The sequence below is a fragment of the Dyadobacter sp. CECT 9275 genome, assembly GCF_907164905.1.
Lineage (GTDB): Bacteria > Bacteroidota > Bacteroidia > Cytophagales > Spirosomataceae > Dyadobacter > Dyadobacter helix.
Map to the genome: position 1 here is coordinate 2,414,237 of NZ_CAJRAF010000002.1, position 19,655 is coordinate 2,433,891.

12 protein-coding genes are annotated in these 19,655 nt (G+C 43.6%); 2 read left to right on the top strand and 10 right to left on the bottom strand.

Features of this window, described 5'->3' with window-relative positions:
- Positions 1–47 precede the first annotated feature (47 nt).
- From KOE27_RS29655 to KOE27_RS17835, 3 genes are read right to left on the bottom strand one after another with little or no spacing between them, the layout of a single operon-like run.
- On the bottom strand, positions 48–1,235 hold the full coding sequence (locus tag KOE27_RS29655) for a hypothetical protein (protein WP_229252823.1): 1,188 nt from the start codon (positions 1,233–1,235) through the stop codon (positions 48–50).
- Complete coding sequence (locus KOE27_RS29660) at positions 1,229–2,248, bottom strand: type I restriction-modification system subunit M (RefSeq protein ID WP_229252824.1); 1,020 nt, start codon at positions 2,246–2,248, stop codon at positions 1,229–1,231. The genes KOE27_RS29655 and KOE27_RS29660 overlap by 7 nt, the downstream gene beginning before the upstream one ends.
- A 59-nt stretch (positions 2,249–2,307) precedes the next feature.
- Positions 2,308–3,039, bottom strand: a complete 732-nt coding sequence (locus KOE27_RS17835; protein WP_215240177.1) for a hypothetical protein — start codon at positions 3,037–3,039, stop codon at positions 2,308–2,310.
- A 213-nt stretch (positions 3,040–3,252) separates the two neighbouring features.
- On the opposite strand from KOE27_RS17835, the gene KOE27_RS17840 reads away from it, so the two are divergent.
- Positions 3,253–4,794 (top strand): DUF6119 family protein, encoded by a 1,542-nt coding sequence (locus KOE27_RS17840; RefSeq protein WP_215240178.1) that lies wholly within the window; start codon positions 3,253–3,255, stop codon positions 4,792–4,794.
- Between the two features lie 643 nt (positions 4,795–5,437).
- Here KOE27_RS17840 and KOE27_RS17845 read toward each other — a convergent pair.
- Complete coding sequence (locus KOE27_RS17845) at positions 5,438–7,684, bottom strand: GH92 family glycosyl hydrolase (protein ID WP_215240179.1); 2,247 nt, start codon at positions 7,682–7,684, stop codon at positions 5,438–5,440.
- Between the two features lie 249 nt (positions 7,685–7,933).
- Here KOE27_RS17845 and KOE27_RS17850 point away from each other — a divergent pair, with 249 nt between their 5' ends.
- The gene (locus KOE27_RS17850) at positions 7,934–10,489 is read left to right on the top strand and encodes a Kelch repeat-containing protein (protein ID WP_229252825.1); all 2,556 of its coding nucleotides are present in this window, start codon (positions 7,934–7,936) and stop codon (positions 10,487–10,489) included.
- 54 nt (positions 10,490–10,543) lie between these two features.
- Here the strand turns inward: KOE27_RS17850 and KOE27_RS17855 are convergent, their stop codons facing one another.
- The 6 genes from KOE27_RS17855 to KOE27_RS17880 form a co-directional block, all read right to left on the bottom strand.
- Positions 10,544–11,851: a glycoside hydrolase family 71/99-like protein gene (locus tag KOE27_RS17855; protein ID WP_215240180.1), complete on the bottom strand. Its 1,308-nt coding sequence runs from the start codon at positions 11,849–11,851 to the stop codon at positions 10,544–10,546.
- An 80-nt stretch (positions 11,852–11,931) separates the two neighbouring features.
- Entirely contained in the window at positions 11,932–12,621 is a 690-nt protein-coding gene (locus KOE27_RS17860) for a DUF3823 domain-containing protein (protein ID WP_215240181.1), read from the bottom strand.
- 26 nt (positions 12,622–12,647) lie between these two features.
- Positions 12,648–14,540, bottom strand: coding sequence for a RagB/SusD family nutrient uptake outer membrane protein (locus tag KOE27_RS17865; RefSeq protein WP_215240182.1), 1,893 nt, complete (start codon positions 14,538–14,540; stop codon positions 12,648–12,650).
- Between the two features lie 11 nt (positions 14,541–14,551).
- Entirely contained in the window at positions 14,552–17,689 is a 3,138-nt protein-coding gene (locus KOE27_RS17870) for a SusC/RagA family TonB-linked outer membrane protein (protein WP_229252826.1), read from the bottom strand.
- Between the two features lie 829 nt (positions 17,690–18,518).
- The gene (locus KOE27_RS17875) at positions 18,519–18,974 is read right to left on the bottom strand and encodes a DUF6691 family protein (RefSeq protein ID WP_215241673.1); all 456 of its coding nucleotides are present in this window, start codon (positions 18,972–18,974) and stop codon (positions 18,519–18,521) included.
- Positions 18,975–19,029: 55 nt separating this feature from the next.
- Positions 19,030–19,653, bottom strand: a complete 624-nt coding sequence (locus tag KOE27_RS17880) for a class I SAM-dependent methyltransferase (protein ID WP_215240183.1) — start codon at positions 19,651–19,653, stop codon at positions 19,030–19,032.
- Between the last annotated feature and the right edge of the window lie 2 nt (positions 19,654–19,655).

A 19,655-nucleotide genomic window follows, 5' to 3' on the forward strand; every position in this document is an offset into this window, starting at 1 on the left:
AATTAGATCTTCCTTGTCGCAAATTTAGTAAATATTTGCGACAAGATTCAAAATCCCATTTTTTGCAGGTGACTCATCACCTTTACCTCCCATTTTTCCGCATCCTTCGCCAAAAAACCAAGCGTATATTCATAACGTTCCGTCAGTTCCTTAATCCGTTGGGTAAGCCGCTGGCTGATACGTTCCATTTCTGTTTTCACGCTTCGTTCAATGCTGCTCATCCATTTGTCATCCACCACCAGCTGTTTGATATCCGCTTCGGTGAGGGTTTTGTAATGGTTTAATGCCTTTTTATCCAGGTCGGTGATGGCGTCTTTTATTTTTTTATTCAAATCGGCCTGGTCTTCCACCAGTTTTAAATATTTTTCCAAAACCGCAGCTTCGCCCTGAGAAACTTCCTGTTCAGCTTCTTCAAGGAAAATCCCTTTTGCTACTTTATCTTTCGTTTTAATTTCTTTCAGTCTCTTTTGTACAGAAACTTTGTTCACCTTTTCCATATCTGCAAAGTAGCCATCTTCACCACCATGCTCTTCTTCCAGTTCGGTGAGTTGAGAAATAATATCTTCCCGGCGCGCTTCCAGTTTTTCAATGGTTGTTTTTTCTTTCTCAAAATAACGGTCTATGACGAGCGTCTTAGGTACCAGGTCGCAGTCCCATCCTTTATCCACATCCGCTCCGGCTTTGTTTTTAACCAAAATCCGGTAGGGTTCGGCTTTCCAGCCATCTGCCGCGATCAGGTAACAGTCATCCTGCATTGTCTCATTCCAGTAGTTCATCAAATGCTGGTATACATCATATTTGTCCATCAACGCTTTGCCCGTATAGGTTTTCAACGCGTCTTCGGAAACCTGGAAAATGGTTTCCTTGGGTTTGATGCCAACGGTCAGGTTTTTCAGCAATTCCGTGTTCCGCGTTTTCCAGTCACCAAACAGGCTGTCCATTTCCAGGCTGAAACTTACAAATTCAGGATGCTGGAAAATGGTCTGTTTAATGGCGTCCTTACCAATTTTCAGTTCACTGTATCCTTGTCTTTTTCCCGGCGCAAACAATTCGGCTTTCAGTGTTTCGTAAACCGTCCAGTATTCATTCAACGCTTCAATATCTGCGTTGGGGATTCCACCCATCAAATGCGCGGCAATGTCCTGGATATCTTCCGTTTCCTGACTGTCGATATAGCGGGGAATGTTCAGGTTAAAGTCATTTTTCGGATCGCTGATTTCATCAATACTTACCAAACGGCTGAACTTTTCAACTTTAATCTGCTTGTTAACACGCCGTGTGGCAAAATACAAGCACCTTTTCCGGTACTTTTCAGTGATTTAATGATATGCAGCAAAAAGGCGTAATCACCATTTTTGTCAGGAGGAATCGTTCCTGCTTCAAAGCGTGCATAAATATCATCGGCCGGATTAAAACCGGTCGACCAGTTTTTAAGCGAAAACGGCGGATTGGCTACAACGAAGTCGAACGCTTTGAGATCGCCGGTTTTGTCATCTTTGAAAAACGGATCGGAAAGGGTACTTTGTCCCCGGTGAATTTCGGAGAAGGTTTGCCCGTGCAAAATCATGTTCATGCGCGCCAGGGCCGCCGTAGCCACATCTTTTTCCTGACCATAAATGGTACCTTTTCCGTCCGCTTCGTCTACGGTTTTTAAAAGCAGCGATCCGGAACCGCACGTCGGGTCGTAGAACGTCGTATTATTGGTGGCATGTTTGATATTCAAAACCTGCGCCATCACCCGGCTTACTTCGCTGGGTGTGTAAAACTGACCCTTGCTTTTCCCGCTTTCCGTTGCAAAGTGGCGCATCAGGAATTCAAATGCATCACCGAGTATGTCATCACCGGCGGCTCTGTTTTTACTAAAATCAAGGGCCGGGTTTTCAAAAATGGCGATCAGCTTGGTAAGCCGGTCAACCATTTCCTTGCCCTTACCCAGTTTATCGTCATCATCGAAGTCAGCCGCGTCAAATACCCCAGCAAGGTTGTTTGCATCCGCAAGTACCCCAATGATCGTATTCATTTTCTCGCCAATCTCTCTGGTCCCCTTTAAAGCGACCATGTCCTGGAAACTTCCACCTTCCGGAATTTCGATCAGTGCATCAGGATCATTACCATACTTATCAGAAACATACTTGACAAACAACAACGCCAGAACGTAGTCTTTGTACTGGCTTGCATCCATTCCGCCACGCAATTCATCACAACTTGCCCATAATGAGCTATATAGTTCAGATTTTTTGATTGCCATTGTTTATTAACAGGTACTAATATTCGTGTAAAGGTAAAAAAGAGGTACAATTATAACAGTTAAAGCGTGTGTTCGCTTATGTTCCGGATAATAGTCTCGGCATTTTGCTTAAAGCCGCCTTTGCGAAAACGAAGACTATTGGGATGACAGATTTGGAAAGTATTCTCCGGCAATTTTTGGGAAGTCCATTTGTATAATAACTTCGGAATAAGTTCTTCCCGCAAAGCTTCTCCCGAAGTCAGCCCAAGGTTTTGGTTAAGATGCCATTGATAATTGGGACTTGAAGTCATGATAACAACAATTTCGGGTTTCAGGATATCGACTTCTGCCAATAACAAATCAATAAAACCAGCCATTGTGTTATCGTACAAGTCACCAACTGGTCTGTTTTTACCGACATCAATTTTCGACAGATTTGTCCAAAGCACCGTTTTCCGTAAATCCGATTCCTGGTAAACCGCGTTCAGATCACGCATAAACCACCAGAAAGGAGAGTTGATAGGCTTTTCCTGAGCCATGAATTCCTGATGGCACTGTATCAATTTCTCATAAAAAACTGGTAAGTCTTCATTCAGATCGCATTTTCTCCACCCATGTGTTTCCATCCCCACAAACATGATCTTTTTTCGAGCATTAAGATACTCCGGCTGCACATCCATCAGGAAGGGACCGTGCATATCGCCTAATTGTTCATCCGAAGCATACGTTCTGATGGTTTTATACAAATCTGGTAGTCTATCAAAATACAGATTTCGGAGCTGGATATTTAAATCATTAGCAGAGAATGACATACATTATTCAGGATTGAGGGTTTGGTCAATATAGCTATTTAAAGCCAATTTGTGAATCTAACAACAATACTTTTAGCGAAAAACTGCCATTTGATCAAAGCCAGATTTTGAAACCCGCTATAAGCTAAACTAAGCTTGATTTGGAAAACATATTGATTTTACAATAAATATTTATACTTTTCAATAAAACCTCAACTATTAGATGTAAATAAAATGTCCACGACCAGAATTGCGATCTGTCTGTTTGATGAGAGTATTAAGGAATTCAATAAATCAGAATTAATTGTTGGGAGTAAATTACAATCAGTTCCGACCATAAATCCCGATGGTTATGCTATCGAACTTTTCATACGAGAAGCTGAACCTTCACTACCTGAATGGGTAAGCAACGTTTCTAATTTTGGAGCATTGGGGCCATTTAACTTGAAAACTTCTTCATCAGGGGCTATTTTGTTTTTAAAAACAGGGAAACGAATCCTTGGTTGTTGCTTCGGCTCTTCAGTGGCAAACATAAATAAAAACAATATTGAAACAGATTTTGGGCTAGGTGTAGCTTTTGACAAGATGAGGCCGGATCAGACGAAATCAATCCAAGCCTGGACCTTAGCAGACAACCCTCAGACCAATACAAGAAGCACGACCTTGCCAACAAACAGACTTAATTTCAATGTAGATCGATTCCTTGAAAACATTACGGAACTAGCAGGATTCTATTCACAAGATAAACGAAGGACACTCATAAAGGGAAAAGAGTTTTTCTCAACGCTTGCTCCTGATTCGTTGAAGGAAATTATTGAACTATGTGAATCCAGTCTGGATTCATACTTACGCGCCATCAAAAACGAAAGTTTCAAGGCTCTTACATCCGTGCGTAGAATAAAGGATAATAAAACGATCAAATCATTAGATGAAAATCTTTGTAAAGCCATAAGGATAAAATCATCAATCTTGTACGTTGTCGATTTCGAACCTGTCGAAAACGTAGAGAGTTATAAACTTTCCGAAAAAGGTGAGCAGCTATCTGAAATCAATACTGCTAACGTGTTGGAAAAATTTGGTACTTACACAGAGATCAAAGTCGAATACTTGAAATCCAGGCACATATACGCATTAGATACTAATGGACAAGTTTTAAAAACCTGGCTGCTCTATAAATGTATCTTCTACACAGATTCTCTAACTAAAAGTATTCTTTACAAAGGCAAGTGGTACGATATTGACGATGCGTATTTACAAACTTTGAAAAGTTTTATTGATGAATTTGAGTCGACAGATAGTTTATTACCTGCCTGGAATGGCAAGGACGACGAAGAAGTGTATAACAAGAAGGCTGCAAAGAAAATACGGGGACAATGTTGGGATGGATTATTCTATTCTTCTGATCAATTTCGATATCAGATAGAATTTTGCGACCTGCTATATCAAAAAAACATCATTCATGTCAAAAAATATTCGCGGTCCTCACTAAGTAGTCACTTGTTAATGCAGACAACAGTATCTGCTCAACTTCTGGCTACCGATCCTAAGATTAAACCCTGGATTTTGAAAACGATGAAGGACCACTTCTCCGACCAACATCTATTAAAGCCCGACTTATCATTTACCAGTGAGGAGACGATTTACTATATTGTGTTGCTATGCAATCGCAAGGGACCGCTTTCAAAAATTCTTCCGTTTTTCAGCTTGATAAGTTTCAATGTCGCTATCAAGAATATCTTACAACTAGGCTATACTGTAAAAATTGCAAAAGTCTAGCATAGGAAGATTGTGGAAGCAGCCTGCAATCTGGTTCAAAGATCGCTTGACAGATTATATCCGCTTGATCCAAATGTTGCAACCAAAGAAAAAAGCACCTAGCAAATTAATTCTAAGTACTCTATTTTCAAGCTTCCGAAGTTGGACTCGAACCTACGACCCTCTAATTGACAGTTGCAGGCTTATTAAAAAATAGCCAAAAATAGAGCGGTCAAAAAAGGAAATACTACTAAATCAATGCCTCAAGATACTGCTTCATCTTTTCATCATCAAACGACACAAGATAAGCCGGTGTAGTCGAAATGTTCTGATGCCATATCGACTGTGATATGAACGCAATTGGAGCCTCTGACTATAGAAGTATAATTGCAAATGAGTGACTCAATTTTGTCTGCCGCCTACCTCAGTACTCGGCATCATAAAGGACTGTCGCTGACAGATTTTATTCCCCATTCGCTCTGCCGCTGCATTCCCGCAGAAGAAAATTCTGTCGGTTTGTTTAGGTACGAAGAATTGAAATACACCCGTTATAATTTTAAGAACTTCGGCTTTTGTCAAAGCCTTTTTCCTGCAGGTCCCCGCAGGAATGGTATAGCAGTTTTTGAGAGAAGGAAGTTATACGCCCTACATGGAAACCTACAACCTATTTACCGAGTCCCCAGTTTTTATTTGGCTTTGGCCCCATTTCAAGCTCTAATGTTCCACCATCTACCAGCTGCTCATGTGTAAATGAAGGTACGTTTAGTGGTATTCCATCAAACGTTGCGCGCTGGATGTACTTGTTCTCAACTGAGCATTTTTTCGCGATCATGGTAAATTTCTTCCCATTCTGAAGATCAATGGTTACCTTTTCAAATACGGGACTACCAATGGTGTACTCTGGTTTGCCGGGTGTGACCGGATAAAAACCCATGGAGGAGAAGACAACAAATGCCGTCATACCTCCGCCATCCTCATCTCCGGGAATCCCGAAAATATTGTCTTTGAACCATACGTCCAGCAAAAAACGAATGCGTTTTTGCGTTTTCCAGGGAGCGTTAGTATAGTTATAAAGGTATGGAATATGAAAACTTGGCTCATTGCCCATCGAATACTGCCCAACCAGGCCAGTTGCATCCGGAAATTTCCCCCAGAATTCATATTTACTGCGTCCCAGGTCTTCTCTGTACAACTGATCAAGGTTTTTCTCAAAACTTTCCTTTCCGCCCATTAAATCAATCAGGCCGCCGATATCATGCTGAACCTGCCATTTGTAGGTAAAGCCGTTGTTTTCGTCATAGAAATCCCGCCCCCCCATGCCGCCGTCAAATTTTGGATCAATGGCAATCCACTGGCCTTTTTTGTCTTTTGGCAAGAACATATTTTTATCTTTATTCCAGAGATTTTTGTAGTTCAAGGCACGGCGCCTGAAGATTTCATGGTCACTATTTTTACCAAGATCTTTTGCCAATTCCCCTACGGCCCAGTCGTCATAACTACCACCGAGTGTCACCGCAACAGCCTGGCGTTTCTCAAACGGATCCACAAGGGATACCTTTTCTTTCTCTTTCATGCGCCGTGCAGGAAAATACCCATTTCGATGATAAAAATCGTCCAGTTCACATTTGGGTCCATTTCTCCAGGGCAGCATAGTTGCTTCTGTGGCATTTTTATACATCCCGGAATAAGCTTTGGAGATATCGAAATTCCTCAGCCCTTTTCTGTATCCATCCAAAAAGGTCACCGACGAATGAAATCCGTTCATACATGCATGATCGCCAAAAAGTACGGGAAAAGTAGGCATCCAGCCACTTTGTTCATACATGCTCACAAATGAATTGAGCATATCTTCCTCTTGTGCGGGATTCAGAATGATACGTAACGGGTGATGTGCCAGATAGGTATCCCAGGTCCAGTCGTCGGTATAAAAAGGACGGTTGCTGGTATGTATCTTTTTGTCAAAGCCGCTGTAATACCGGCTGTCTTCCGTAATGTCGGTCATGCGCTCGTAGGTACGGTACAGCGAAGAATAAAAGCTTCGTTTTTGCGCTTCCGTACCACCTTCCACCCGAATCTGGTTCATCACTCCTGACCATGTTTTTTCACCGCTACGTTTTAAATCTTCAAAACCTGCCGACTCCAACTCACTTTCAAAGTTCTTTTTTGCCTGTTCGGCACTGATGTACGAAATGGCATATTTGAATTCGATTGTTTCTGCCTTGCTATCATCGAAATTGATCCAGGCCTTTACTTTTTCCCCCTTAGCCGATTGCCCGGTCAGAGCCTTTGAGCCGTCTGAAATCCCGGTTTTACCCCCTTCGCTAAAAAAACCGTACATGTAAACCAAGACATCATCGTGATATGTTTCAGTAGCCACGATCTCCCTGTCAGAAATAAATTCCCACGATCCTTCGCCCCGGTTATAAAAATTGAACAAAAGGGTTTTCGAGGCCTTTTCAGGAAAGCGGAACCGGTATATCCCTGTTTTTTTGCCGGGTGTAAATTCAACCTGCACGTCACAGTCAATCAGATAGGTGGAGTAATACCATGGGCGGGCAACTTCCAGGTCATGATCGTAAGCAAGCTTTTCGTTATAATCCACAGACGCCATCGGCTTGCTAAAAGGCTTAACCGAAAATGCCTGGCCAAGACGGTGCGAAACCACAATAAGCGGAAAGCTGCTGATCTGATCATCCAGATAATCTTTACGTTCGGGAAACATTCTGATCATCTGGTTCGGCAACTGAATTGTTGGGCGCGTAGGTTCTAACAACTGGCCCACACTTCCAATTCTCAAATCAACATATTGGAGGTTTCCGGATGGATTTTCCTGGGCCTTCGCCACAAAAGCAACGCAGCAATAAAAAAACAGGAGGCGGAATTTTATAAAGATTTTAAAGGATGAAATCATTCTCTGATAAATTTCTGGTTACTATGTCGCTTATAATTAGATATCTATGATTTTGAAAAGAAACACCACGTTATTCGCATGAGCAAAAACACTAACTATTGTTTAACTTTAAATTCATAATGTTATATTCGGTATTGGAAATAAACCGGTGAAGTAATCATCGTCCGATTAAGAAACGATTAATAATAGATTAACAAAAGCTGAGATGATTCCCGTTGGGCAATTTATTTATTCCTCTCAACAGCCACTATGAAATTGAAATTCCTGCTTGTTTTTTTGGCCTTCGTCATTCTTGTTTGCTCCGGAATTCGCTGCTATGCACAGTCGTATGGGCTTGGTTTTGATAGCTACGAAATGGTACAGGATAAAAGAACCGGCTTGGACCTGAGCCCCGATCATACTTTCTATTTCGGCAAAAATTTTGAACTTTCCTTCGAGGTTTCCTTTCTGGCAAGCAAAAAAATATATTTCGGATATATCGTCAGGCTTATTGAAAACGACAAACAGAACGTAGATCTGGTTTGTGACAACAGCACCGACAAACCGCATTTCAAACTGGTCATCGGAGATCAGTTTTCGTCCTTTTCTTTCGACTTCCCCAACGACGACCTTTATAAAAAGTGGAATAAAATCACACTGAAATTCAATAAGGAAAAGAAAAATATCCTTGTCGTTTATGGTAACAGGAAATTCTCCCAACCCTATACGCTATCAGATAAGGGGCGTTTCAAAATTCTCTTCGGAGCAAACAGGTACAAAGATTTTAAATCCACAGACGTCCCGCCAATGAAAATCAGGAACATTGTCATTTCTGAGGATGATGAACCCCAGTTCAGCTGGCCGCTCAATGAAACGGATGGCGTAACGGCAACAGAAGAGATTCAAAAGAAAAGTGCGCTGGCTTCTAATGCGGTATGGATCAAAAAACTGCACTACGAATGGCAACTAGCAAGAACACAAACGCTGAGGGGTTACGTTCGGCTAGGTTTCGACGATAAGAAAGGAATGCTGTACATAGTATGTAGAGATTCCACAATTATTTACAACGTTGGAGCAAACAAGTCTGTTTCGTTCAGACACGAAGAAGGTACACAGCCGGTATACGTTGACGATCAGGTACTTTTTGACAATGTAAATCATAAGCTTTACCATATTTACATCAATGAACAACAAGTTTCGACTTTCGATCTTAGAACAAACAGCTGGGATAAAAACGGGCCAAAACCAGTATTAAAAACGCAATTTTTACACGCAAACAAGTTTTATTCTGAATCCGATTCTTCCATTTATCTGCTGGGCGGATACGGGCATCTGAAGTACAAAAACAACGTTCAGCGTTATCATCTGCCCTCCAAAACATGGTGTGATAGTTATTTCCAGGATTCGGCATTCACGCCGAGATACCTGGCCGCACTGGGTACTGTCAAAGAGGGAGCGTATGTTCTTGGGGGGTACGGGAGTGTAACCGGCCAGCAAATTTTGAATCCCAGAAACTGGTATGACCTGTTGTTTTTTAATACCAAAACACGAACTTTCACAAAGCGATACGAACTCAACCTGCCAAAGGAGGACTTTGTTTTTGGCAATTCGATGATCGTCAGCGAAGAGGACAATTCTTTTTATACCCTTATTTTCCCGAAGGATAAATTCAATTCGGATTTACAGCTTATAAAAGGATCGCTGACCAAGCCCGACTTCAAAATAGTCGGATCCAAAATCCCCTACCAATTTACAGATATACATTCTTTCGCAGATCTTTTCTTTGATTACGCCAGCAACAGGTTCGTAGCTGTTGCGCTTAATCGTGGAGAAAATGACCAAACCAAAGTTTCGGTTTATTCCCTGAATGCTCCTCCGTTGGAATCTGTTCCGTCGGTTGTGTCGGCCGAAGCGGGTATAGGTACCGTTTTCTGGCTGATAGCGGGTTTGCTTTTTACCGGAGCGGCTGGGTATACCTATTTCAGATATGTTCAGAAGAAAAAAACGGCATCACCCGTTTCTGCGGACGCCGACTCAACAAATTTGCAGGAAATAACTTTGGTTTTACCTCCTCAGCAAGTTGATGAAACACCCATGCAGCCGCTTCATAGCAGTATATTTTTGTTTGGCAACCTGCAATTATTTGATGAAGGAGGGCATGAGATTACAAAGCAGTTCAGCCCGCTGGTGAAGGAGCTGTTCCTGGTAATCCTCCTTTATTCTATCCGATGGGAAGGTATCAGTTCCGAAAAACTAAAAGAATTGCTCTGGTCTGACAAATCTTCCGAAAGTGCCCGTAATAACCGGTCTGTAAATATTGCCAAACTGAAAGGAATATTGGAAAAGATGAAATACTGCCAGGTTTCAAAAGAAACAGGATACTGGAAGATCAAGATCGACTATGAGAAAATCCATGTAGATTATACGCATTACCTGGCATTGATCAGCAATAAAAAGGCGCTGAACAAGGAGCGTATTCTGGAGCTGGCCAATATTACCAAACGCGGGAATTTCCTTTCTAACACAGAATATGAATGGCTGGATTCTTTCAAATCCGAAATCTCCAATGAGATTGTAGATAGCTATCTGGGTTTTGCCGCCACCATAAAAATCTCAGCAGATCCTGAGTTCCTGGTCCAGCTTGCAAACTATGTATTCTACTTTGATCCGGTGAATGAGGAGGCCATGATCATCAAGTGCAAAGCACTGGCTCATCTGGGTAAACATTCTCTGGCAAAAGCTACTTATGAAAATTTTGCCAGAGAATACAGCCGGATATACGGCGAGGATTTCCAAATGGATATGCCGGAAGTCTTACATTCCTGAAAAACTTCCGGCAGGTATAACGGAACAGTATCTTCTCAGCATTACGCCAGGCTGTTACTTCACACGGCTAGGTTTTTGAAAACCCAATTCTTTTGTTCCGTGAAACCATTTGGCCCCTTCGCCTGTAAGCCATAAATAGTAGTCGGAGTCCAGATCCGGCTCAATCCCAACAAACTTACCATCGGCGTTGAGGGGAGTAGCTCCTTCTTTTTTTGTTTTAAAAATGGCCGTTCCTTCATCCACTTCGTCGAACATGGCTACATACAACGCTTCGGCTCCGGACATTTTCGCCCCGGCAATTTGCTGCCAGAGAAAATCGCCTTTGCCTCTTGGAATTTGATTGTAAAGCGTTTTGTCGTTTTTCAGATTACCCCAGCTGAAACCCGGAAACACCAAGGGGGCGTAATCGATTTTATTGGCTTTGCACCATGTTATATCGCCCGGCAGGGTAATACCGGCAACCGACGTGTAGTTGGAAGCATTGTACCTGCCAACAGCCCAGGGCATAATGACGTCAGCTGTCCTGATAAGAGTATGCAGAGCCGGAGAATTTTCGGTGTCATTGGTAAGCGTCCGCCAATAGTACGGAACACCTAATAAAATGGAGGCTTTTTTGGTAGGACCTTTTATATTGTCAACCAGCTTCTGAATGTCGGCAATGGTATATTTCCTGCCATCATTAAAACCCACCCCCCAGATTGCAAGCAGCGGGCGCCCATTATGCCGCAGATAAGTTGGATTTTCCTTATTGTCATAAAGGCTGAAAGTACGTTGCAGTTCTTCCCAGTCTTTGATGATAAAATCCATATCCGAAGAAGCAGAGCCACTCAGATCATACATGACGCTGATTGCCCTATTGTACTTTTTAGAGGCTTTCAAGGCATTGGCCAGTACTTTGTTAAAATGTCTTTTGCCACTTTCTCCTTTTACCTCACTCACGAAGCGCTGCATATAAACACCGTCTATGTCGTGTTCCTGCATCCATTTGAAATGCAGGTCCACACTTTCTTCGTCGTACGGACTGTAGACTTTGGCGGTTTCTCCGTTTGCATATTTGAATGCGGTTGGGTACGTCTTGGAATAATCAGAAACATCGGGCCAGAAATCTATGGATGCAAAGCCTGGCTCAAATTTGCCATCCTTCTGATAATGATGCCACCCCCGGCCGGCACCGTCACCTTCCGCAGTGAACCAGCCCTGGTAGCCCGCCATCACCAGCCCTTTGTAGCTTGGAAAAAGAATGCCCGTCTGATCATAAGCAACTTCCTTAACAGGTTTGGGAATTTCTGTTTTTTTATCTTCATCAACTGCACAACTTATATAAAGAAAAGAGAAGAGGCACAGGAATTTGAGCATTTTCATCCACAGAAAATTTAGTAAGTTAGGATTGAGAGAAGTACAGATCTTCCGCGATGGCATTCATCGTGGAAGATCCGATGATATTAGAGCATAAGTCTGACTGCTTTGGCGTAGTTGTACTTTGATTCCGGGGCGTCGATAATCGCTCCGACACGGAAAAAATACTGACTACCGATTTTTAAATTACTGCTGTTTGACGGAATGTCGATTTCGAGCATGTACACCTTATTGGGGTCGACAACCGCATTAATTTCCTGATCTGCCAGGACTGTACGCATGGGTTCACCCACTGATGGCTCGGGGTGGGCATACAAGCCGATCTTTTTCACGTTATTGATGACCGTTTGCTGCAATTTGAAAGTTGCAACCACTTTGTTACCCACTTTTTCGATTTTTGCTTCCTTCACCCTGATGTAAGGCTGTATTTTAAAATCAAGCTTTGTTTCCCCTTTCACCGCTACTTCCTGAGGTTCCGCAGGTACAAAATTACCTCTGACCGGCGTAATCGTATAGGTATTAGAGAAGATGAGGTTGTTGCGGTAAGTACCGTCGTTTTTGACGATCATCGTCTGTTTGGTCTGGGAGGCATATCCATGTTCAATGAATTCGATTGTACTCCCGCGAATGATATCCTGCTCAACCGGCTCGTTTGTTTCAACGTCCAGAAACGTTCCGTACAGCTGAGAATCCGGAGAGGGGTAATTATCTATTGAACAGGCTGTTGCCGCAAAAATTAACAGCACGGCTGATATATATGATTTAATATTCTTCATAATCAAAAATTTATCTTTGTATTACATTAATACTGAGGATTTTGAACCAGGCCGTTTGCTCCTATTCCGGGCACGTACCGATAATATTGCCGGTAATCAAAAGTTGCCGGGTTCATACGCTGAATGGCCTGGCGGATGAAAATGTATTTAGCCGGCGAAACCCTCAGATCCAAAACCGGTACCAGTGCATGGCGGACGGTGTTATTGAACAGGGTATGGTATTCGCGTCTTCTGATCAGATCCCAGAACCGCTTGTTCTCGAAAGCAAGCTCTACCCTTCTTTCACGTATCACGTTATCAATGGTGAGCGGAATATCCTTGGTATGTCCTGCACGGCGACGAACGTCATTCAAAGCTTTCGCCCCATTTTGTGATGATCCCGTTCCGCTTTCTACAATCGCTTCTGCATAAATCAGGAGGATTTCGGCATAACGAAAATCTGCCCAATCCGAAACAGTCTGATTCCAGCCCGGAGCCACATTAACACCTTCATTCAGGAATTTCTTGAAACTCACACCAGTACGGGTATTATTGCCGCCCCAGGTATCAAATCCGGAATACTGGGTACGGTCAGCCGCTCCGTAAGGATAGTAAGTTTTCCCATTTGCATTGATCGGCTCGCCTCCGTAAAGCTGCGGATTTCCGTCCGGTTTGATGAATCCGGCCTGAATAATGATTTTCTGTCCTTTCCAGGCTGTTCCCGGCAATATGGCGGTAGCCCAAAGCCTCGCATCTTTATCTTTGTAAATTCCCGCGGGGTCGTCGTAGCGCTTGTAATTTTTTGAAGCACTAAAACCGTTGTAGTCATTGATATCATTGCCCGCCTCTGTTGTTACAACCGGGGCACTTTTACCAGGATCCGTATAACTTTCATAGGCATCGATCAAATCAAGCGTAGGGTTCATACGCCCCGGATGCGGCCAGCCGTTTGCAGTTTGGTTTGGCTGATACCAGATACCATAATTATGCCCTGTACCCGAGCCCGGTCTTGCAAAACCCTTAATAAAAATCACCTCATTAGGCGCAATGTTCGGGTCTTCGAATAACTTTCTATAATTCTCCGCAGCCTCTTCGGGAGATGCTGGCGTTGGCTTGTACAATGAGAATTTACCTGAATTAATCAGCGCTTCCGAAGCTTCAATGGCGGCTTTATAATATTCAGCAGCAGCTGATTTGTCTAGCCCTACCAGCTTTTGGTCCACCGCTGTTCCGGAAATCGGTGCTCTGTCTCCGTATTTTGCCAAGGAAGCGGCGTGTAATGCTGCTCTGGCTTTTAGTGCATAGGCGACCCATTTTGTGGCGCGTCTTTCTCCACCTGGCCACGACTCGGCCAGATTCTGGATCGCTAAATCACATTCTTTCAATACGAAGTCCCAGGTCTCCTTTTCAGTACTTCTCGGTACTTTAAGTGCCTCAACATTCCCTTCATACATTTGAACAGACGTGATCAAGGGAACACCACCGTAGCGTTTTGCCAAAGCAAAGTAGGCGTATGCACGGATAAATGCGCTTTCGCCAATCAAAGCTTTCGTCTCATCTTCCGAAACAGTAAGTGTTGGTATAATATCAATAAGAATGTTGGTATCACGGATCAGCTTATAGCCCTGGTCCCACCACTGGAAATCATCGTTACCGATAAAATCACCAAACTCGGTATGAACGGCCTCGTCCGTTACCATTGCAGGAGCAAAACCACCATTGTTAGGATCGCCTGTGTTCCAGTTAAAGCCCTGTCTGAAAAATGTAAAATCTTCTATGGGTAGCTGATAATAAAGATTTGCCATGTAAAGCTTTACGCCTTCCGGATTTGAGAACAGGTTTTCGCCCTGCAATTTGTCCAGCGGCTGCTTGTCCAGCACATCTGCACAGCTCAGAGAAAACAAAAGGGGCAGCAGTAATATATATCTGAATAGTTTCATTTTTTCTACGCTTAGAATGTGACGTTAATACCAAAGTTGTAACTTCTTGTTACCGGATAAGTGAGCCCGGCACCAAACAAACCTTCTATTTTCTCGGGATCGAACGGTTTTACGAAAGGATCTGCCCAGGTGAAAATGTTATGTGCATTTCCATAAATCCGTACATTTTCAATACCTATCTTCGACAGCCAGCCCAGTTTGACAGTATAGCCCAATTGCGCACTTTTAAATCGTAGGTACGAGGCATCCTTACGCCAGGCGGAGCTTTCGGCATACATCGCCCCAACATTATAGTTGAAACGTGAAGCAGGCCAGGCTCCCGGTATCCATTGATTATCTTCCGATAAATGCCATCTGTCGTAGAAATATTCAGGCGTGTTTCCTCTGAATGCAAATACTTCCGCGTAAACTTCACGGAAACGGACACTATATTTCCCGGATCCCTGGAACAGGGCTGTAAAATCGAAGCCTTTGTAAGAAGCATTCAGGGTTACGCCGTAATACATTTTCGGATCCCCGCCAAAGAATAGTGGCATAGCATCGTTGCCGTCAATCACGCCGTTGCCGTCAACATCTTTGTATTTGAAATCACCGGGAAGCTCTCTCGTATTGCCCAGATCTCCATTCTGGATTGGTGCATAAATCACTTCATCTTTGTTTTGGAACTGTCCCTCCAGCTGGTATGCCCATACCACGTCGTTCCAGCGGTTTGCCGCTCCGCCTCTCCAGCGATCCATACTGCTCAGGAAATCTCCTCTTTCTACATAACGGTTCATGGTACGGGCAAAATTGAAGTTACCGGAAATTCCATATTTGAAATCGCGGATCTGTCCGTTGTAACCGGCAGAAAATTCTATCCCCCGTACCCGGTCACTGTTCAGGTTTTCATCAGGAAGCGTGCCGCCAAAAGTATTGGGAAGTGATACATTTCTCCTGGCTAATAACCCTTTGCGATCTCTCTGATAGATATCAAAAGTCAGGTCGATCTTGTTATCCCAAAGCCCGACATCAATTCCAACGTCCTGAATAACGGATTTAAACCAAGTGAGTTTTTCATTTACAATTGCCGGAGAGGCTGCACCGGTCGTGTAATTGCCGTTGGTGAATTCATAACCACCACCGCCTACCAGTGAAAATCCGGGAACATACTGGAAAGGAGCACCTGCATCGGCCCCCACCAGACCATACGAGCCTCTCAATTTAAGGGTTGAGATAAAGGGAATACTTTTCATAAAATCCTCCTCTGTGACGCGCCACCCGGCGGATACAACCGGAAATAAACCCCATCTGCGATCTGGGTGATAGCGGTACGATCCGTCGTAGCGGGCAGCAACTTCAAGCAGATACTTTTCTTTAAAGTCGTAATTCAAACGGCCAACGTAAGATTGGCTCGCATACTCACTTTCCGAACCATTTGTAGTCTGATTGTTCAGCCCTGCCTGATCAATTTGATCGTTGGTAAAAAATGCATACTCTCTGCCCAGGCCTGCCCAGCGGTTTTTAGATTCCTGCTGTTCATATACCAGGGTTGCTCCCAGGTTATGATTTTTTGCAATAACGGTATTGTATAACAACTGCCCCTGGAAAGTAACCCGGTTATTATCCGAAAAATTATTCCCGATCCGTGATGGGTTTCGTTGCTGATGGGCTGTATATTTATCCGTCGCGGCGTCATAGGTATACAAATTATAACTTTTGGAAACTGACTTCCCCCGGTAATTATTGCTGTCATAAGCGACTAACCCTTTTACTTTAAGCCCGGGAACGAAAGGCACCGAATACATCAGCGCAAAAGTTGACTGAAAGAATTTGTTCACTTCTTCATTATAACCTGTCAGATTCCCATCCGCCAATGCAACCGGGTTATAACCTCCGCTTAGTAATGACGGATATTTAGGATTATTATTTGCAAAAGGTCTCTCGGTTGGCAAGGCAATGCGGGTACCTTTGTAAATATTAAAAAAGTTGTCTCCCGGCTGCAGTCTCTTGTCAAAGAGGCCTGACAAAATCAGATCAGCCTTCAGATTTTTGGTAAGATCGATACCCACGTTGGCGCGGAAAGTATATTTCTTGTAACCCATGTCGTTACTTTTCAAAAGTCCGTTTTCATTCTGATAGCCGAAACTTGTAAAATAGGTTACGGCACCTTCTCCCCCTGATGCCGACAAAAAATGCTGGGTCTGTGAAGCCGATTTGTTCAGGACCTGCTTATACCAGTCGGTACTTTCATACCCTGGCGCTCCCGTTCTGAACTTTTCTATCTCCTCGCTGGTGTAAACCGGATTTTCACCCAGGTTTCTGGCTGCATCGTTCCGCATTTCCGCCCATTGCAAAGCATTGGTCATACGGGGGACATCGGTTGGGCTTTGGCGGCCATAAACGGCGTTGTAACTGAATTTCGGCTTTCCCTTTTTCCCCTTTTTGGTAGTCACGATCACAACACCGTTTCCTGCCCTGATACCAAAAATGGCCGCGGAAGCATCTTTCAATACTGAAATACTTTCGATATCATCAGGGTTTATTTTCTGGAATTCATAACCGCCATCACGCGCAACACCGTCAACTACATACAAGGGTTCTCCAAATCCGCGAATGTTAATACTTGTGCTGAACGAGCCCGGTTCGCCGGAGTTCTGGCGAATCTGCACCCCTGGTACTTTCCCCTGTAGACTTTGGGCCAGACTGGTGTGCGTGGTAGTTTTAATTGCCTCAGAAACGATGTTTGAAATCGCCCCAGTCAACGTTTGTTTCCGTTGCGTGCCATATCCTACCACAACAACTTCCTGGAGCTCATCAGTACTCTGTTCCAGTCTGATCTGAAAAGAGGTCTTGTTTCCAACTTCAATTTCCTGTCTTTTGTAACCAAGGAAACTGACGACCAGCACGGAACCTGATTTGGGAATGCTAAACGAAAACTTGCCCTCCGAATCGGTGGCAGTTCCCCTCACTGATCCTTTCAGTACCACACTTGCACCAGGTACAGGCTGGTCTTTTTCGTCATTTACTGTACCGGAAACTATTATTTCTTCGGAGCCGGTCGGTTGATTTTGTGCCAAAGCCTGAGAGAAAAATGTTGCGGCCAGAATCATTTGCAGCAAGATTTTCACAAAAGGCTTGACACTGTTTGTCTGTAAAATTTGATTTTCCATATTAAGTATTGGGTGAGAGTAATTCGATTGAACGAACGATACTATTGTCTTAAGAGAATGATTTAGGCGGTCATGTTCGGGTCATAGGCTTTGGGATTTAGGTTAATTGAGATAAAAATAACAAGGCTGTCAGAGTGGCTCAGCAAGCGGTAGCCCCTCATAACTATGGGCCTAAGTGCTGGGCAGACTACGTAAACAAAGGAAAGCAGAGGCAATTAAGAAATAGTTAACAAACCATTAATAACAGAACTTAATCAATATATTTTTTAATTATATACACAAATTGAGCTCCTTGGAGCGGATAGCCGACGATGTGGAAGATTAATGAGAAGGAGCAAAACCTAACAATTATGAGAATTTTTACTGCCTGCAAAAGATTCTTGAATTAAGGGAAATTATAATTCAAAGTATCTGGAACCGAATGGTCCGGAATCTGGGGCAACCACCAGGGCTGACGAAGCAGGCGGTTCGAAGGGAGTTCAATTTACAGTCTCTTTTAGCCCGATCTGTTTTAATATGGTGATTAAAACAGATCGTTCACCTAGGGTATGTTGTTAAAGTTGCGAAAACAGGCGAGGCTGTAAAATGAGCTCAGCCTAAAAGTTAAAACTTTTAGGCTGAGCAGGAAAAGCAGAATTTGAACAGATGCGCCGCAAAGTGCTCGAACTGTTGATAAAAGACAGTCATGAACTGGTAAAGACGAGTTCGGCTTCGTTACTGCGACAATTTTTGGAAAGTGATCCTGAGTCAGAGATGAATCCCCACCATAGTGTGCAAGAGTGATAGGAAAGACGTGCCGTACCTCTGCATGAACCTCCCGATAACCTCCCTAATGTGGCAACTGATCCCTGTACCTACCATAAACCCACGTCCCGGCAACGGCACTTGCCAAGGTGATGATCACCACTGTGGCTCCTATGCCAATCTGTGCAAACAAAGGACCGGGACATGCGCCGGTAAGTGCCCAACCCAGCCCAAAAAGCAGCCCCCCGTAGATCTGCCCTTTATTAAATTTTTTATCCGTAAAAGTAATTTTCTCACCCGAAATGGTCCTGATATCAAACTGCTTGATTAGCCATACCGATACCATCCCCACTAACACTGCACTACCTATGATGCCATACATGTGAAATGACTGAAGCCGGAACATTTCCTGTATTCGAAACCAGCTGATCACCTCGGCCTTTACAAACAGCACCCCGAAAAGCAGCCCTACGACAAGGTACTTGAGATTGTAATACCACCTGTGCTGTATCCTGCTTTCGTTGATGCAAATTGAGTCCATCACCCGGATATCGTGCTCTCTCCGGGTTGCCTCATCGGTCGGTAAATCTGTCATATTATGATTTGTTTATTCTGATAAAATTCGAAAAAAGGAAATTTTGAATGGTTTGAAAAGGGGTGATATGATCGGCGTAAAAATGCGCCTTCATCTGAAACGATCCTTTGAAAACTTTCGCAAGTGCCTCTGCATCATATCGGCACACGGGCAATCCGCTGCACTTCTCGGGGCCAGTCAGCGAAAACGTTCCCAGAATCAGGTGGCCGTTTACCATTGCATTTTCAACAATGGTCCGATATTTCTCCTTTTGCTCCGATGTCGTCAAAAAATGAAAAGCAGCCCGATCATGCCAGATGGAATAGTCCCTTTCGGGCTTGAAATCAAGCATATCGGTCACCAGCCAGCTAATTTTTTCAGATTTCCGCCCCAGCCTCTTTTTAGCTCTTCCGATTGCTTTTGCTGAAATATCCAAAACCGTAATATCCGAATACCCTTCTTCAAGTAAGTAAGCTGCCAGCAGGCTGTCCCCTCCCCCGATATCTATAATCGGGCTATTTTTGGGAATCTGCGTGTTCCGGATCAGCGCCAGTGAATGCGCTGGCTTCGGTTCCGTCCAGCTTACCTGATCCGCCGTCCTGGCTGCGTACACCTCTTGCCAGTGTGTTTTAAAATCATCATTCATTT

Excerpts from the sequence above, each read along its gene's own strand:
- KOE27_RS17875 (WP_215241673.1), bottom strand. The coding sequence starts at position 18,974 with ATGGACTCAATTTGCATCAACGAAAGCAGGATACAGCACAGGTGGTAT.
- KOE27_RS17855 (WP_215240180.1), bottom strand. The coding sequence starts at position 11,851 with ATGAAAATGCTCAAATTCCTGTGCCTCTTCTCTTTTCTTTATATAAGT.
- KOE27_RS17880 (WP_215240183.1), bottom strand. The coding sequence starts at position 19,653 with ATGAATGATGATTTTAAAACACACTGGCAAGAGGTGTACGCAGCCAGG.
- KOE27_RS17870 (WP_229252826.1), bottom strand. The coding sequence starts at position 17,689 with ATGGAAAATCAAATTTTACAGACAAACAGTGTCAAGCCTTTTGTGAAA.
- KOE27_RS17840 (WP_215240178.1), top strand. The coding sequence starts at position 3,253 with ATGTCCACGACCAGAATTGCGATCTGTCTGTTTGATGAGAGTATTAAG.
- KOE27_RS17845 (WP_215240179.1), bottom strand. The coding sequence starts at position 7,684 with ATGATTTCATCCTTTAAAATCTTTATAAAATTCCGCCTCCTGTTTTTT.
- KOE27_RS17865 (WP_215240182.1), bottom strand. The coding sequence starts at position 14,540 with ATGAAACTATTCAGATATATATTACTGCTGCCCCTTTTGTTTTCTCTG.
- KOE27_RS17850 (WP_229252825.1), top strand. The coding sequence starts at position 7,934 with ATGAAATTGAAATTCCTGCTTGTTTTTTTGGCCTTCGTCATTCTTGTT.
- KOE27_RS29660 (WP_229252824.1), bottom strand. The coding sequence starts at position 2,248 with ATGGCAATCAAAAAATCTGAACTATATAGCTCATTATGGGCAAGTTGT.
- KOE27_RS17860 (WP_215240181.1), bottom strand. The coding sequence starts at position 12,621 with ATGAAGAATATTAAATCATATATATCAGCCGTGCTGTTAATTTTTGCG.
- KOE27_RS17835 (WP_215240177.1), bottom strand. The coding sequence starts at position 3,039 with ATGTCATTCTCTGCTAATGATTTAAATATCCAGCTCCGAAATCTGTAT.